Origin of the sequence: Streptomyces niger, from assembly GCF_000718305.1 — a bacterium.
Taxonomy (GTDB): Bacteria; Actinomycetota; Actinomycetes; order Streptomycetales; family Streptomycetaceae; genus Streptomyces; species Streptomyces niger.
This window is the reverse complement of sequence record NZ_JOFQ01000008.1, coordinates 352,350-367,356: the sequence shown is the minus strand read 5'-3', so window position 1 is coordinate 367,356 and position 15,007 is coordinate 352,350. Positions and strand designations below refer to the sequence as shown.

The following is a 15,007-nucleotide window of genomic DNA, read 5'->3' as shown; positions in this document are numbered from 1 at the left end:
AGACACAACTAGGTTGTGGTCCTTACTTTCCACAGTGTGGAGTGGTCGTCTCCGCGTCGATTGCCGCGATCTTGAACAGGTTGCCGAAGTTTTTCTCCCCCACAGCCTATGGATGAGGAAAGTGCAGGTCAGAGCTACAGGGGAGGAGTGATTGTGTGTTTGTCCACATCGGTTTCCCCCGCCCCGTGCACAGGATCCGGGGAGTTCTCCACAGCTTGGGGGCGATCATCCACATGGCCTGTGGATAACCAGATTGGCGGACGGTGCCCACAGGCCTACCGTTGTGCGGCGCCCCTTCCCCGTGCCGGTACCTGGATTCATCCGAACTCGTCGCGCCGTAAGCGGAGTCGGGTGACTCGTTTGTCGGAGCAGTGCCGTAAGAAAGAAGGGCACAGCAACGTCCGCATCGCGGACGGGAGGAGGTGGCGTGGTGAGCATGCCCGAGGCCATGGAGGACCCCTGGGCCGACTCCGGCCCCGGCGACCGGCTGCCCGCCCGCCCCCGCCGGCACGACGGCAAGGGACGCGGTCGCGAGGACCGCTTCGACCGTGAGGACAGCGGCGGTGCGTGGTCCGGCGGCGGCTTCGAGCGGGTCCCGCCGCAGGACCTGGACGCCGAGCAGTCCGTACTGGGCGGCATGCTGCTCTCCAAGGACGCCATCGCCGACGTGGTGGAGGTCCTCAAGGGCCACGACTTCTACCGCCCCGCGCACGAGCTGGTGTACCAGGCGATCCTCGACCTGTACGCCAAGGGCGAGCCGGCCGACCCGATCACCGTCGCCGCCGAGCTCACCAAGCGCGGCGAGATCGGCCGCGTGGGCGGCGCGTCGTACCTGCACACCCTCGTGCAGTCCGTGCCGACCGCGGCCAACGCCGAGTACTACGCCGAGATCGTCCACGAGCGGGCGGTGCTGAGACGGCTGGTCGAGGCCGGTACGAAGATCACGCAGATGGGATACGCCGCCGACGGCGACGTCGACGAGATCGTCAACAGCGCCCAGGCCGAGATCTACGCCGTCACCGAGCAGCGCACCAGCGAGGACTACCTCCCGCTCGGCGACATCATGGAGGGCGCGCTCGACGAGATCGAGGCGATCGGCTCCCGCCAGGGCCAGATGACCGGCGTCCCCACGGGCTTCTCCGACCTGGATTCCCTGACGAACGGCCTGCACCCCGGCCAGATGATCGTCGTCGCGGCGCGCCCGGCGATGGGTAAGTCCACGCTCGCGCTGGACTTCGCCCGAGCATGTTCGATCAAGCACAACATGCCGAGCGTCATCTTCTCGCTCGAAATGGGCCGCAACGAGATCGCCATGCGTCTGCTGTCCGCCGAGGCGCGCGTGGCGCTGCACCACATGCGCTCCGGCGCGATGACGGACGAGGACTGGACCCGGCTGGCCCGGCGCATGCCCGACGTCTCGGCCGCACCGCTCTTCATCGACGACTCGCCGAACCTCTCGATGATGGAGATTCGGGCGAAGTGCCGGCGCCTGAAGCAGAGACAGGACCTCAAGCTCGTGGTCATCGACTACCTGCAGCTGATGCAGTCCGGTGGCTCCAAGCGCGTCGAGAGCCGCCAGCAGGAGGTCTCGGACATGTCCCGTAACCTCAAGCTGCTGGCCAAGGAGCTGGAGCTGCCGGTCATCGCGCTCTCGCAGCTGAACCGTGGCCCCGAGCAGCGGACTGACAAGAAGCCGCAGGTCTCCGACCTTCGAGAGTCCGGATCGATCGAGCAGGACGCCGACATGGTCATCCTGCTGCACCGCGAGGACGCCTACGAGAAGGAGTCCCCCAGAGCCGGTGAGGCGGACATCATCGTCGGCAAGCACCGTAACGGCCCCACCGCCACCATCACCGTCGCCTTCCAGGGCCACTACTCCCGCTTCGTGGACATGGCCCAGACGTGACCCGTAGCGGTTTGTAGGTTCTCGAAATCCGTGTCGGATTCTCAGATCCGATGACGGATCAGGGTCGGATACGACACGGAGCCGAGACGTGCCGGCGCGTGTCGTCGGCCAGTGGCCGACGACAGGTCAGGGGATATCGAGCAGGACCTTCCCGACGACCCCCTGTTCGAGCGCCGCATGAGCGTCAGCGGTGCGCTCCAGCGGGAAGCGGTGCAACGGCAATCCGGCCTCCTCGCCCACGCGCAGCGCGCCCGCGCTCACGGCCGCCGCGACATCGCAAACCGCCTGCTGCTTGGCCGCGGGCCGCACGGTGTAGATGAAGACGCTCTGCCAGCGCAGGTTCGCCGGCAGGGAGGAGAGCACCGGGACGGAGAGCTGCTCGCCCTCGCCGCCCGAGTAGTAGGCCACCACCGCTCCCCGTGCGGCCACCGCGACATCGAGGGCCGCGTTGGCTCCCGGCGCGACCTCCACGAAGATGTCGACGCCCTCGGGGGCGAAGGCCAGGATCTCCGCTGCCGCGTCCTGCGTGCGGTAGTCGACCACCCGGTGTGCACCGGCCGCGTGCGCCAGCGCGGCCTTGGCGGGGCTGCTGACTGTGGTGATCACACGAGCCCCGGCCCAGCGGGCGAGCTGGATGGCGGCGTTTCCGACCACGCCGGCGCCGCCGGCCACCAGAACGGTGGTGCCCCCCAGGGTGCCTGGCGCGATGCGCCCCGGCCCGCCGTCGTGAACGGTCAGCGCGCGGTGGGCGGTCAGGGCCGGGATACCCAGGGCGGCGCCGAGTTCGAACGGGGCGTGGTCGGGCAGGGCGACGGCTTGTTGGTCGGGGACGAGCGTGTACTGCTGTGCTGTTCCCCAGGGCCGCTCCCACGCGGCCTCCCAGATCCATACCCGCTGTCCGGCCCGCGCCGGGTCGACCTGCGGACCGACGGCGTCGATCACGCCGGCACCGTCCTGGTGGGGCACCTGCTCGCTCATCTCCGACGGCAGCGGGCGTCTGCGGCTGCGCCAGTCGGTCGGGTTGACACCCGAGACGTGCATACGCCCCCGTACCTCGCCCGGCCCCGGCTCGGGAACCGGACGCTCAACGAGCTTCAGGACCTCGGGGCCGCCGGCAGCCGTCCGGATGACGGACTTCATCTCTCACCTGTCTTTCGCTGGCCCCTGGGAACGGTCGGCACCCGGGGAGGACACCGCCCTGCACGGGGCACTCTTGGGAACGTCTCCCAGCAGAGACGGCATTCCGGGAGGGCCCGCGAACAACGATCTCTGGAATCCAGCCTGAGGAAATGGCACGTGCCTGAGGCGGCAGCCCAGCGACACGGCCTGAGAAAGGCAGAGGAACTCCAGGTCACAGGGTCGATATGCGACAAGGAGGCTGAAAACTCACAGTAGCGACCCGTAGCCGTTGGTGGTCAGGGCAGGCGTCGGCCCGCTCCGTTGTGATGATGGTCCGATGGAAGAAGATCTCGCTCCGGCGCCCGTCATCCTTGGGATCGACGACCTCCGTCCGCTCCCCGGAGCCACGCGGGTCGCCCGCACCAGCCGCGACGGTGTCCAGCTCCTGCAAGAGCACCGCGAGACCTTCGTCGACGAGCTCTGGCTCGACCACGATCTCGGTGGTGACGACAGCATCATGCCCGTGGTGACGCTCTTGGAAGAGGCCGCCTTCGACGGACGGCCCTTCCGTATCGGGACGGTCTTCGTTCACAGCGCCAACCCCATCGGCGCCGAGACGGTCGTCCGTTCGCTCACCCGCTGGAACTACCGGGTCCGACGCGCGGTGGCCCAGCGGAGTCCGACGCGAGGTTGAGCCCCTCATGCACCGTCCCTCGCCGAATGTGTCGGCGAGGGACGGCAGTTCCGCTGGGTTCTGCCAGCATGAGGGCATGACGGAGTGGGGCGGCGTGGTGGTGTCCTCGGACGAGGAGCGCGAGGACGCGCAGTTGCTGGCGGGGACTCGGCGGGAGTTGTGGCGTCGGCTGGCCGTGGGGCAGTCGGAGGGGCGGGCGCCGTCGATGGTGGGCGCGGTCGTGCGGGACGGGCGGCCGGTGTGGCTGGGGCTGCGGGGAGCCGTCGACGGCGCGGTACCGCACGGTGATGTGCAGTACCGCATCGGTTCCCTCACCAAGACGTTCGTGGCGGTGCTCGTCATGCGACTGCGCGACGAGGGGCTGCTCGACCTGGCGGACCCGGTCGGCAAGCATCTGAAGGACACACCGGTGCCGGATGCGACGATCGCGCAGCTGCTCGCGCACAGTGCAGGACTGGCGGCCGAGGCGCGTGGGCCGTGGTGGGAGCGCACGCCGGGCAGGCTGCGGCCGGGTCCTGCCGACCTCTTCGGTGAACGGCCACGCCGTCACCCTGCGGGCCGGCGGCACCACTATTCCAACCCTGGATATGCGTTGCTGGGCGCGCTCGTCGAGCGGCTGCGCGACGGCGCGCACTGGGGCGAGGTGCTCCGGCGCGAGGTGCTGGAGCCGTTGGGGATGACGCGTACGACGCTCGACCCGGTGGCGCCGCACGCGGCGGGCTGGGCGGTGCACCCGTGGGCGGACGTGCTGCTGCCGGAACCGGCCGAGGACACCGGTCTGATGGCCCCGGCGGGCCAGCTGTGGTCCACGGCGACCGACCTGTGCCGGTGGGCTGCGTTCCTGTCCCGCGGCGAGGAACGGGTACTGGGCGCCTCGAGCGTCGCCGAGATGCGCACGCCCGCGGTGCCGGCGGAGGGCGACTGGAGCACGGGTTACGGCCTGGGCATGCAGCTGCTGCGGACGGACGACGGCCGGGTGCTGGCCGGCCACACCGGCTCCATGCCGGGCTTCCTGGCGTCCCTGTGGGTCGGCGCGGATCCCCGTACGGACGAGGGCATCGCGGGCCTCGCACTGGCCAACTGCACCTCGGGCCCGGCGATCAGCGGAATCGCCGCCGATCTCGTGCGGATCGTGGCCGAGCGGGAGCCGCGGGTCCCCGCGCCGTGGCGGCCCCTGGCCGGCCCGCTGGACGAGGAGCTGCTGGCGCTGACCGGCCCCTGGTACTGGGGCGCCAGTCCGTACCTCCTGCGGTTGCGGGCGGACCGGGAGCTGGAGCTGGGCCCGGCATCCGGCGGGGGCCGCAGTTCGCGGTTCCGGCCGGCGACGGACGGCAGCTGGACGGGCCTGGACGGCTACTACGCGGGGGAGACGCTGCGCGCCGTACGGGCGGGGGACGGCTCGGTCAGCCACCTGGACCTGGGGACGTTCGTGTTCACCCGCGCGCCCTACGGGCCGTCGGCGCCGGTACCGGGCGGCGTCGACGAAGGCGGCTGGCGCACGGAGGGCTGAGCGAACACCGGACGCGGCGTCGGACGCGGCGGCAACGGGGCCCGGTAGCGGCGGTGCCCGTGGGCAGCGGGTGCCGAAGGTCGACCGGCGGGGCGGACGTACAGTCGAGCCAGATATCAGGAGTGCCCGGGAGCCGCCGTCGTGCGGGACCCGCTACCGCTGGAAGGCCACTGTGACTGCCGTGAACGATGCGACCACGACCGCGAACTCCGACACCCCGGCGCTGCTCGACCTGCCCCCGCTCACCGCGGCCCACTTCGCGCGCGTCGAGGACAAGGTCGCCGCGCTGATGGGGACCGAAGCGGACGTCGTGACGATGCAGGGCGAGGCGCTGCTGCCGCTGGAGGCGTGTATCCGCTCGGCCGTCCGGCCCGGCAGCACCGCGCTGAACATCATCACCGGGCCGTACGGCGAGACCTTCGGCGGCTGGCTGCGGTCCTGCGGTGCCGAGGTCGTGACGATCAGCGCACCGTTCACCGGGGCCGTCTCGCCGCAGCAGGTGGCCAACGCGCTGCGGGAGAACCCGGCCATCGACTTCGTGAGCCTGGTGCACGCCGAGGCCGCGACCGGGAACACCAACCCCGTGGCCGAGATCGGCGCCGTGGTGCGGGAGCACGGTGCGCTGCTGATGCTGGACGCGGTCGCGTCGGTGGGCGCCGAGCCGCTGCGTACCGACGAGTGGGGCGTGGACCTGTGCGTGATCGGTGGACAGAAGGCGCTGGCGGGCCCGGCCGGGGTCTCGGTCGCCTCGGTGAGCGCCCGCGCCTGGGAGCGGATCGCCGCCAATGAGCAGGCCCCGCGCCGCTCCTACCTCTCGCTGCTGGACTGGAAGGACCGCTGGATCGACGGTGGCCGTACTGCCCTGCCGCACGCTCCGGCGCAGCTGGAGATGCTGGCCCTGGAGCAGGCCGTGGACCGGGTGGCAGCCGAGGGCCTCGACGCCGTCATCACCCGCCACCGTGCGGCGGCGGCAGCAACACGTGCGGGCGTTCGTGCGCTGGGCAGCCTGACGCCGTACGTGCTCCGCGACGAGGATGCCGCGCCGGCGGCGACGACGCTGCGGGCTCCGGAGGCACTGGACGCACGCGAGGTCGTGGCCGCCGCGCTGGCCGCCGATGGCGGGGTGCCGCTGCAGGCCGCGGCCGGTGCGCTGGCGACGGAGATGATCCGTCTGAACCACTACGGCCGTGCCGCGGACCGTGGGGTGGTGCTCGCTGCGCTGTCCGCACTGGCCGCGGGGCTGCGCACGCTGGGCGCCGAGCCGGACACCGCTGCCGCCACGAAGGCGGCCGAATCCGCGTGGAACGCGGTGGTCGGGGGCTGACCCCTCCGCGGCGGACGGGCACCCGAGGGGGCAGATCCAGTAGGCCGGGCGTTCCGGCCGGCGTTGAGGCCGGCGTTTCGGCGCGGCTAGGCCATTCGAGTGTCCTTTGGGCCCATGGGCCGCGATAAGAGCTGAGTGGGGCCGTGTTTCACGTGAAACACGGCCCCACAGTCATGTGCGGGTGAAGTAGCCGTGTCGGCGTATCGACGGGGGAGAGGGGAAAAGGACCGGTCCCAGGGGGCGACGGCATCGTTCGCCAACCGTTCACCGAGAAGCGGAACGACGAGCCCTCAACTCTCCTAATTTAACGATCTCTTGGCGGGGTAGAGCAGCGAGTGATGGGGCTCCGGGGGCGGCTGAAGGAGAGGGGAAAGCGACCGCTCGGGGTGCCTCCACGGGTATCTGAGCACAGTCGCCCGCTCATGTTCGTGAACCGGCTCGCCCGCGCCGTCGAGGGCAGCTCAATCGCTGCCCGATAAACGGGACCACCAACCCGGTTCAGTGACGGCTGGGCAGATGGTTCTCGCCGGCCGCCTCTGGCGCGTTTCCGGCTCTCTTCCCACGGCACGCCGACGTCGGGTCGCTGGTCACGCGCTTGGCGGCACTTAGAATCGGAACGTCCGGCCCGGTTGTCGACACGGTTTCCGAGACAGTGGTGCAGCCGTTTTCGAGGAGGCCGGGGAATGCCGGAGAAAGAGGCCTCGGCGTTGCGTGCCGACGCGCGACGCAATAGGGCGCTCGTGTTGCAAGCGGCCCGAACTGCCTTCGAGGAATACGGGTTGAGTGTTCCGCTTGGCGAGATCGCTCGGCGCGCGGGGGTGGGGGCCGGCACCGTTTACCGTCATTTCCCGTCGAAGGACGAGCTGTTCAAGGCGACGGTCGCGGACCGGTTGCAGCTGTTCACCGACACCGCACGGGACTTGGCCGAGGTGCCCGACCCCGGCGAGGTCTTCTTCCGGTTCATTTCCTCGGTGGTACGGCTGGCCGCGCAGAACAAGGCGATGTGCGCCGCGTTGGGCGGCGCCGACGTGGTCCGGGCGCGTCCGGTGGAGCCGGGCCCGGAGCAGGAATTCTGGTCGGCGTTGGAAGTGCTGCTGCACAGGGCGCAGCGGGACGGTGCGGTGCGCAAGGACGTGGTCCTGGCGGATGTCCGGGTGCTGTTGACCGGCTGCATGGCCATGGAAGTACGCCGGTCGGGTGAGAATCGCGGAGCAATGCGGGAAGCCGGCGCCAGGGCGGAGTCTCTCCAGAATGTCCCAGGTACCTCGGATATCTCGGGTACCTCGGATGCGCCGGATGCCTCGACAATCCTGAATACCTCGGCAACCCCGAAGAGTTCGACTGCGGAACCGGCGGCCGGTGGGCTGGGCCGTATGACGGCGCTGATGTGCGACGCGCTGCGCGCCGGGCGAGACGTAACGAAACTACCGTTCGAAGCGGCTGGCTGTGACGAAACTCTGTGCGAAGAATGCGGCGTACCAGTGCAAACGGCGCACACCGGCCGACCCGCCCGCTACTGCGGTGGGGCCTGCCGGCAGAAGGCGCACCGGGCCCGATCCAGGGTCCATTCGAGTGACGACGGCACAGAGGAGGGCGGCGTCGGACCTGCACAGTCCACCTCAGTCGCCGTACCGGCCGAAGTCACACAGGCCCAGTAAGCCCGCAGGTCGGATGCGCCACCGCGGCACATCAGTCACTCAAGTCACAGTTGGCGTTTGAAGCCCAGGTGGGAGGCCTCGAAGCCGATTCGCTCGTAGAACCGGTGAGCGTCGATGCGCGTCGCGTCGGAGGTCAGCTGGATCAACTGGACGCCGAGCGCGCGGGATTCCTCCACCGCCCAGTCCATGAGGCGGGTGCCCAGGCCGCTCCCCCGCTCCTCGGAGTGGATGCGCACCCCTTCGACGATCGAGCGGGTCGCGCCGCGCCGGGAGAGCCCGGGAATGAGGGTGAGCTGCAGGGTTCCCACGACGCGGCCGTCGTGTTCAGCGACCACCAGGTGCTGGTTCGGGTCGTCGGCCAGCCGCTTGTACGCCGTACGGTACGGAGTCAGGTCGTCGGGCGACTCACGGGTGGCGCCCAGCGGGTCGTCGGCAAGGAGCGCCACGATGGCGGGGATGTCCGCCTCGGTCGCCCGGCGGATCTTGAAATCGCTCATGCGCGCGACGATATGCCGTGTGCGGCCCGTGTCCCAGGGGTCGAGCACGTAGCGCGCACCACTCTGATCAGGCGACCTCGGACCGTCGCCGGTCGAGCGGTACGCGCCCCTGTGGATCAGGCCTCGGCCGGTACGGCCCCCGTGGCCATGCCCTCGACCGCGGCCACCAGCGGTGCCAGCTCCGGCCGGCGGGCGGCCTCGCGCAGCGCCTCGGCCAGCGCGGCGTCGTGCGTCGGGCGGGCCTCGTCCAGCAGCCGGTGGCCCTGCTCCGTGACGTTGGTGTAGATGCCGCGACGGTCGTCGGGGCACAGGTAGCGCGACAGCAGTCCGCGCTCCTCGAGCCGGGTGACCAGGCGTGTCGTCGCGCTCTGGCTGAGCACGACGGCGTCGGCGACCTGGTGCATGCGCAGGTGGCCGCCCACCCCGTCGTGCTGTTCGCTCAGCACGTTCAGCACGGAGTACTCGCGCACGCTCAGGTCGTGTCCGGCCTGCAGGGCGCGCTCGATGTGCGACTCGATCCGGCCGTGCAGGGCGGAGAGCGCGCACCACCCCTGGGCGAGGCCGGGCGCGCGGACCGTCTGCTGGCACTGCGTCATGAGAACCCTCCTTTGGGTCGTACTCCTCAGGGTAGGCCACCCGCGAAATAGCCAGCGCTTGCAAGTAACCCGCGTTTGCAATTATTGTGAATGCATCCAACCTCCCCCTGCAACGTTTTGAAGGGCCCAGTCATGCCTCTCGCACTGCTGGCGCTGGCAATCGGCGCCTTCGGAATCGGCACCACCGAGTTCGTGATCATGGGATTGCTGCCGGAGGTCGCCGCGGACTTCGACGTCTCCATCCCCACCGCCGGCCTGCTGACCACCGGCTATGCACTCGGTGTCGTGGTCGGCGCCCCGCTCCTGGCGATCCTCGGATCCCGCGTCTCGCGCAAGCGGATGCTGATGCTGCTCATGGGGCTGTTCGTCGCCGGCAACCTCGTCTCGGCCGTCGCGCCCGTCTTTGGCGTGATGCTCGCCGGCCGGGTGATCGCCTCGCTCGCGCACGGTGCGTTCTTCGGTATCGGCTCGATCGTGGCCGCGGGCTTGGTCGCCCCGCACAAGAAGGCCGGCGCGATCGCGATGATGTTCACCGGCCTGACCGTCGCCAACGTCGTCGGCGTGCCGGCCGGCACCTTCATCGGGCAGAGCGTCGGCTGGCGGGCGACCTTCTTCGTCGTCGCCGCGCTCGGCGTCCTCGGTCTGCTGGGCATCGCCGCACTGGTGCCGGCCGACCGCCGCGAACCCGCCCGCGACGGGGGCTCCGGTACGGACCTCCGGCGTGAGCTGGCCGCTTTCCGCAACCCGCAGGTTCTGCTGGCCATGGCCATGACCGTGCTGGGATTCGGTGGCGTGTTCGCCGCGATCACCTACATCGCGCCGATGATGACCGAGGCCGCCGGTTACGCCGACTCCTCCGTGACCTGGCTGCTCGTCCTCTTCGGCATCGGCATGGTGATCGGGAACCTGATCGGTGGCAAGTTCGCCGACCGCGCGCTGATGCCGATGCTGTACGTGGCGCTGACGGCGCTGGCCGTCGTGCTGGGCACCTTCACGTTCACCGCGTACGACAAGGTCGCGGCGGCCGTCGCCATCCCGCTGATCGGCGCCTTCGGGTTCGCCACGGTGCCGCCCCTGCAGAAGCGGGTGCTGGACCAGACCGCTGACGCTCCCACGCTGGCCTCCGCCGTCAACATCGGCGCCTTCAACCTCGGCAACGCGATCGCCGCCTGGCTCGGCGGAATGGTCATCTCGGCCGGTTTCGGCGTCACGGCCCCGAACTGGGTCGGCGCACTGCTCGCCGCGTCCGCGCTGGTCCTGGCCTTCTGGTCGGCCGCGCTGGAGCGCCGGGGCCGGGCGGCCGGTCGGGCGCACGGCCACATGGCCGACGCCGGAACCGGCCGGGTCGTCACGGGCGCGGCGTCGGCGAAGCGCGCGGCGGCCGGGCGTCTGTCGGAGCAGTCCCTCGTGCAGGACGGCCGCGTACAGGACGGCCTGACCGGAGCCACCGCGCACGACAGCTCGACAGGCGCCCCCGTACAGGGCAGCCCGGTGGAGGCCGCACGTATGTGACGGCAACGGCACGGCCACCGGCCCGCGCTCTCATCTCCCCACCACTTCACAACGCCCCCAAGGCACCACTCCCCAAAACGCCACTCCCCAAGGCACCAGCCCGCAACGCCCCCAAGGCACCACCCCACAACGCACCACATCCCTAGGAGCACCCCCCCATGAGCACCCCCGAGACCATCACCGCGGTTCGCCCGCTGACCACCGGTGACGCCGACGCCCTCGTCGAGGCGGCGTGGCGGGCCGCCGACGGCGAAGGCGTGCGCGGCAGCGTCACCGTCCTGGACGCGGGCGGCCAGCTGCTCGCCTTCCGGCGGGACGACGAAGCCGTCCTGATCTCCGGCGAGACCAGCACCCGCAAGGCGTACACCGCGCTGCAGATGGACGCGCCGACCGCGGACCTCGTCGACCTGGTCCGTCCCGACGGCCTCTTCCACTCGCTGCCGACCGCGCTCGACCGGCCGCTGCTGTTCATCGCGGGCGGCGTACCGCTGCACCGCGACGGTCGGCTGATCGGCGCGATCGGCTTCGGCGGCGGCGCGCCCGAGCAGGACCACCGGATCGCCACCGCCGCCCGTGAGGCCGCCGGCCTGGAGTGATCGCCCCGCGACCGCGAGGTCTCGGGTCTGAGGTGAGCACTGCACGCCCGCGCGGCCGCCGGCCCGGGGTGATCGCTCCCCTGCGGTGATCACCCCGCAGCCGCCCGGCCCGTCTTCTCCGGCCGCCGCCCGCGCGCTCCGCGCAGGCGGCGGCCGCGTGCTGTCGGCCCCCAGGGCTTCAGCACCGAGACGGCGGTCAGGAAGACGTACAGCGTGAGGGCGACGGCCGGCGCCGCGACGAGATCGACCTCGGGCGGCACCGGGCGACCCGCCGTGACCGCGGCCGCCGCACTGTTGACCTGCGTACGCAGTGCGAAAACGGTCGCGGCGACCGCGCCCAGGGTCAGCCAGAACTTGGTGACCACCCACCGGTGCCGGGCCAGTCCCCACGGTGTGCCGAGCGACAGGACGAGACCGGTGACGAGGGTGAGCAGCGCGAGCGGGACGACCAGCCAGTCGACGAAGATCTTCATCGAGCGGTAGGCGGCCCCGGCGAGGTCCAGGGCAGCCCCGGACGTCCCCGCACCATCGGACGCACCGGCGCCCGCACGCGCGGTCGCCGCCGTGATGCCGAGGGCCAGGAGGCCGAGCGTGAGCCCGAGCCAGCCGACGGAGACGATGACGTGGACGACGAGTGTGGCCCGCCGTGCGGGCCGGCTGAGCTGCTGCATGTCCCCACCGTCCCGCCGGTCGGCCGGTGGCGCGTCTGACGGCGGGAGTATCCGCCCGTACGCGCCGGCGAGTACGCCGCGCCCGACCCGGCGCTGACGCCTCGCGGAGCGACCACCTACCCTCGCCCCCATGGCCAAGCTGCACCTCTTCGACCTGGACGGGACGCTGCTCTACCGATCGGCCGCCGCCGTGGAGATCGCCCGGCAGCTCGGCCTGGAGCGGGAGACCGGCGAGCTGGAGCGCGCGTTCGCGGCCGGCGACCTGACGCCGCCGCGCTTCGCTCAGATGGCCTGCGACCTGTGGACCGAGCTGACGCACGCCGACGTCGCGGCCGCGTTCGAGGCGGCGCCCTGGCTGGCCGGTATCCGGGAGGTGTGGGCCGACATCCGCGAGCGCGGAGAACACTGCGCGGTGATCTCCCTGTCCCCGTCGTTCTTCGTGGAACGCCTGCTGGACTGGGGCGCGGACGCCGCGTACGGCTCGCGCTGGCCGGCGGTGCCCTTCCGGGAGCGGGTGGACCCGGCCGGCATCCTGTCCGCCGGGGCGAAGGTGCGGATCGCCGACGAGCTCTGTGCGTCCTTCGGGCTGGGCCGGGCCGACTGCGTGGCGTACGGGGACTCCCGTTCCGACACCGAGCTGTTCGCGGCCGTTCCGGCGTCCGTCGCGGTGAACGCGGACCACCACGTCAGCGAGTTGGCGACCTTCGCGTACGGCGGGCGGGACCTTCGCGAGGCCTACGCGCTGACGCTCGGGAGCGCTGCGTAGGGGGCGTCAGGCCGGTTCGTCAGCCGCTTCACCGTACGCTCACCAGGACTTCACCGGGGGGTCGGTGCGGTGCCCGGGAACGGGGCTTGTGGATTCGACCGGTGCCGGTATGGTCGAGTCCGGTTCAGCGGATGAGCGCGTCGTGGGAGGCCCGACGGCCGTCCGGAGCCCGCCAGCCTATCGGCAACGGCTTTGCGGACGCCCGGACTTCGGGCTGTCCGCCCGGGTGCGTGGACGCGGGCTGAGATGCTGCGGAGGCGTGCGGAGACGGGAACTGCGTTGGATGTCATATCAGTCGGAGCTGCCCCGCTTTCATGGGTGTTGCCCGGCTAGCGGTTGCCGATCAAGAATGCGAAGACGTTCCCCGACCGTTCGAGGCGAGGCAGACCATGGACGCTCCGACCACCGCGTCGGCCGGTAGCGGCGCCGAGGGTGACAGTGGCGCCTGGAGTTGGTTCTCCCCCTCTCCCGCCAAGTCACCGGAGAGGCCGGCGGAAACCCCGGAGGAGCGCGACCCGGAGCCTCCCCCCGCGGCTCCTGACGACGGCCCCGCAGGCGTCCGGGCGGACGGAGCCCATGGTGCCGCCCCGCCGCCCCGCCGCGCGGTCCCGCCGGCGGCCGGGCCCGCGCCCGAGTCCGCACTGGAGGCGTCGCTCCGTACGCCGCATCCCGCCGCGGCCGGGGTGTCCGCCGACGCGCTGCTCATCCGGCGCACGATGACGGAGATAGAACCGGTGGCCGAGCAGGTCACCTCGTACTTCTACGCGCTGCTCTTCGTCCGCTACCCCGAGCTGCGGCAGCTCTTCCCGGTCTCGATGGACGAGCAGCGCGACCGGCTCTTCAAGGCGCTGCTGACCGCCGCCCAGCGGGTCGACGACGATGCGTCGCTCACCGAGTTCCTGGCGCACCTCGGCCGCGGCCACCGGAAGTACGGCACACAGCCCGCGCACTATCCGGCGGTCGGCGAGTGCCTGCTCGGCACCCTCTCCCGGTACGCCACGCTCAGCTGGGACGACCGGACCGAGGGTGCCTGGATCCGGGCGTACACCAGAATCTCGCAGATCATGATCGATGCCGCCGCCGAGGACGAGGCCACCTCGCCCGCCTGGTGGGATGCCGAGGTGGTCGCGCACGAACTGCGCACCTCCGACATAGCGATCGTGACCGTGCGGCCCGACCAGCCGTACCCGTTCCTCGCCGGGCAGTACACCAGCGTGGAGACCCCTTGGTGGCCCCGGGTGTGGCGGCACTACTCCTTCGCGGCCGCGCCACGCTCGGACGGGCTGCTCTCCTTCCACGTCAAGGCGGTGCCGGCGGGCTGGGTCTCCGGCGCGCTGGTGCACCGGGCGCGGCCCGGCGACGTCATCCGGCTCGGCCCTCCGGCCGGTTCGATGACCGTGGACCACTCCACCGACAACGGGCTGCTGTGCCTGGGCGGCGGCACGGGCATAGCCCCCATCAAGGCGCTGGTCGAGGACGTCGCCGAACACGGCCGTCGGCGTCCGATGGAGGTCTTCTACGGCGCGCGCAGCGACCACGACCTCTACGACATCGACACCATGCTGCGGCTGGAGCACGCCCACCCGTGGCTGTCCGTACGGCCGGTGATCTCCAGCGGGCCGTCCAGCGGCGCGCTGAACAGCTTTAGCGGACAACTGCCGGACGCGGTACGGGAGTACGGCCCGTATGGCGAGTACGACGCGTATGTGTCGGGGCCGCCCGGTCTGATCCGCAGTGGTGTGGACGCGTTGGTCGGCGTCGGCGTCCCGTCGGACCGCATCCGGCACGACGCCCTGGAAGAGCTCGTTGCGGCGGGGGAGTAGTTCTTGAGCACCGAAGACAGCAGCCGCTGGGGTTACTCGGAGGAGTACGGCGGCCGGGAGCCCGCTGCCGGCCACCCGGCCCGGCAGCCGGACGGGCACCCGGACGGGCACCCGGGAGGCCACGTCGGCCGCTACCCGGACGGGTCCGTCGAGAGGTACCCGGACGAGCTCCTCGGCCGGTACCTGGAGGACCCCGTCGGCCGGTACATGGGGGAGGAATCCGTCGGCTGGTATCCGGGCGGGCAGCGGAGTGCCTACCCGGACGGTCACCCAGGCAGCCACCAGGACCGGGTCGCAGGCCGGCACGCCCATGACGAGTGGGCCGGTCAGGAGCC

The 15,007-nt window shown here is 71.1% G+C and carries 13 protein-coding genes; 9 read left to right on the top strand and 4 right to left on the bottom strand.

Translation table 11 applies throughout. The features are described 5' to 3' along the window. Window positions 1-448: 448 nt before the first annotated feature. Window positions 449-1,906 (top strand): replicative DNA helicase, encoded by a 1,458-nt coding sequence (gene dnaB, locus IF20_RS18120; protein ID WP_052866464.1) that lies wholly within the window; start codon window positions 449-451, stop codon window positions 1,904-1,906. Between the two features lie 126 nt (window positions 1,907-2,032). On the opposite strand, the gene IF20_RS18115 is transcribed toward dnaB, so the two are convergent. Continuing rightward, on the bottom strand, window positions 2,033-3,046 hold the full coding sequence (locus IF20_RS18115; RefSeq protein WP_052866221.1) for an NADPH:quinone reductase: 1,014 nt from the start codon (window positions 3,044-3,046) through the stop codon (window positions 2,033-2,035). 316 nt (window positions 3,047-3,362) lie between these two features. On the opposite strand from IF20_RS18115, the gene IF20_RS18110 reads away from it, so the two are divergent. From IF20_RS18110 to IF20_RS18095, 4 genes are all read left to right on the top strand, one after another. Next, window positions 3,363-3,719 carry a cyclic-phosphate processing receiver domain-containing protein gene (locus IF20_RS18110; RefSeq protein WP_052866220.1) on the top strand — a complete coding sequence of 119 codons (357 nt, stop codon included), beginning with the start codon at window positions 3,363-3,365 and terminating at the stop codon, window positions 3,717-3,719. A 76-nt stretch (window positions 3,720-3,795) separates the two neighbouring features. Continuing rightward, on the top strand, window positions 3,796-5,229 hold the full coding sequence (locus IF20_RS18105) for a serine hydrolase domain-containing protein (RefSeq protein ID WP_052866218.1): 1,434 nt from the start codon (window positions 3,796-3,798) through the stop codon (window positions 5,227-5,229). A gap of 172 nt (window positions 5,230-5,401) precedes the next feature. After that, window positions 5,402-6,553, top strand: a complete 1,152-nt coding sequence (locus IF20_RS18100; protein WP_052866217.1) for a pyridoxal-phosphate-dependent aminotransferase family protein — start codon at window positions 5,402-5,404, stop codon at window positions 6,551-6,553. 683 nt (window positions 6,554-7,236) lie between these two features. After that, a complete protein-coding gene (locus IF20_RS18095; RefSeq protein ID WP_110944283.1) occupies window positions 7,237-8,211 on the top strand; it encodes a TetR/AcrR family transcriptional regulator in 975 nt (324 codons plus the stop codon). Window positions 8,212-8,255: 44 nt separating this feature from the next. Here IF20_RS18095 and IF20_RS18090 read toward each other — a convergent pair whose 3' ends face one another. Beyond that, window positions 8,256-8,708 (bottom strand): GNAT family N-acetyltransferase, encoded by a 453-nt coding sequence (locus tag IF20_RS18090; protein WP_052866463.1) that lies wholly within the window; start codon window positions 8,706-8,708, stop codon window positions 8,256-8,258. Between the two features lie 116 nt (window positions 8,709-8,824). Beyond that, a complete protein-coding gene (locus IF20_RS18085; RefSeq protein WP_052866215.1) occupies window positions 8,825-9,304 on the bottom strand; it encodes a MarR family winged helix-turn-helix transcriptional regulator in 480 nt (159 codons plus the stop codon). 132 nt (window positions 9,305-9,436) lie between these two features. Here IF20_RS18085 and IF20_RS18080 point away from each other — a divergent pair, with 132 nt between their 5' ends. Together IF20_RS18080 and IF20_RS18075 are read left to right on the top strand one after the other, a co-directional pair. Then, a complete protein-coding gene (locus tag IF20_RS18080; RefSeq protein WP_110944282.1) occupies window positions 9,437-10,816 on the top strand; it encodes an MFS transporter in 1,380 nt (459 codons plus the stop codon). A gap of 158 nt (window positions 10,817-10,974) precedes the next feature. Continuing rightward, window positions 10,975-11,412 (top strand): GlcG/HbpS family heme-binding protein, encoded by a 438-nt coding sequence (locus IF20_RS18075; protein ID WP_052866213.1) that lies wholly within the window; start codon window positions 10,975-10,977, stop codon window positions 11,410-11,412. Between the two features lie 89 nt (window positions 11,413-11,501). Here the strand turns inward: IF20_RS18075 and IF20_RS18070 are convergent, their stop codons facing one another. Then, window positions 11,502-12,083 carry a hypothetical protein gene (locus IF20_RS18070; protein ID WP_052866211.1) on the bottom strand — a complete coding sequence of 194 codons (582 nt, stop codon included), beginning with the start codon at window positions 12,081-12,083 and terminating at the stop codon, window positions 11,502-11,504. Window positions 12,084-12,213: 130 nt separating this feature from the next. On the opposite strand from IF20_RS18070, the gene IF20_RS18065 reads away from it, so the two are divergent. Together IF20_RS18065 and IF20_RS18060 are read left to right on the top strand one after the other, a co-directional pair. Next, window positions 12,214-12,849 (top strand): HAD family hydrolase, encoded by a 636-nt coding sequence (locus IF20_RS18065; protein ID WP_052866209.1) that lies wholly within the window; start codon window positions 12,214-12,216, stop codon window positions 12,847-12,849. Between the two features lie 389 nt (window positions 12,850-13,238). Next, window positions 13,239-14,672: a globin domain-containing protein gene (locus tag IF20_RS18060; protein ID WP_110944281.1), complete on the top strand. Its 1,434-nt coding sequence runs from the start codon at window positions 13,239-13,241 to the stop codon at window positions 14,670-14,672. The last annotated feature ends 335 nt before the right edge of the window (window positions 14,673-15,007 follow it).

Coding starts and splice junctions, on each gene's coding strand:
- IF20_RS18070 (WP_052866211.1), bottom strand. CDS start 12,083: ATGCAGCAGCTCAGCCGGCCCGCACGGCGGGCCACACTCGTCGTCCAC.
- IF20_RS18075 (WP_052866213.1), top strand. CDS start 10,975: ATGAGCACCCCCGAGACCATCACCGCGGTTCGCCCGCTGACCACCGGT.
- IF20_RS18090 (WP_052866463.1), bottom strand. CDS start 8,708: ATGAGCGATTTCAAGATCCGCCGGGCGACCGAGGCGGACATCCCCGCC.
- IF20_RS18060 (WP_110944281.1), top strand. CDS start 13,239: ATGGACGCTCCGACCACCGCGTCGGCCGGTAGCGGCGCCGAGGGTGAC.
- IF20_RS18115 (WP_052866221.1), bottom strand. CDS start 3,046: ATGAAGTCCGTCATCCGGACGGCTGCCGGCGGCCCCGAGGTCCTGAAG.
- dnaB (WP_052866464.1), top strand. CDS start 449: ATGGAGGACCCCTGGGCCGACTCCGGCCCCGGCGACCGGCTGCCCGCC.
- IF20_RS18105 (WP_052866218.1), top strand. CDS start 3,796: ATGACGGAGTGGGGCGGCGTGGTGGTGTCCTCGGACGAGGAGCGCGAG.
- IF20_RS18085 (WP_052866215.1), bottom strand. CDS start 9,304: ATGACGCAGTGCCAGCAGACGGTCCGCGCGCCCGGCCTCGCCCAGGGG.
- IF20_RS18110 (WP_052866220.1), top strand. CDS start 3,363: ATGGAAGAAGATCTCGCTCCGGCGCCCGTCATCCTTGGGATCGACGAC.
- IF20_RS18080 (WP_110944282.1), top strand. CDS start 9,437: ATGCCTCTCGCACTGCTGGCGCTGGCAATCGGCGCCTTCGGAATCGGC.
- IF20_RS18095 (WP_110944283.1), top strand. CDS start 7,237: ATGCCGGAGAAAGAGGCCTCGGCGTTGCGTGCCGACGCGCGACGCAAT.
- IF20_RS18065 (WP_052866209.1), top strand. CDS start 12,214: ATGGCCAAGCTGCACCTCTTCGACCTGGACGGGACGCTGCTCTACCGA.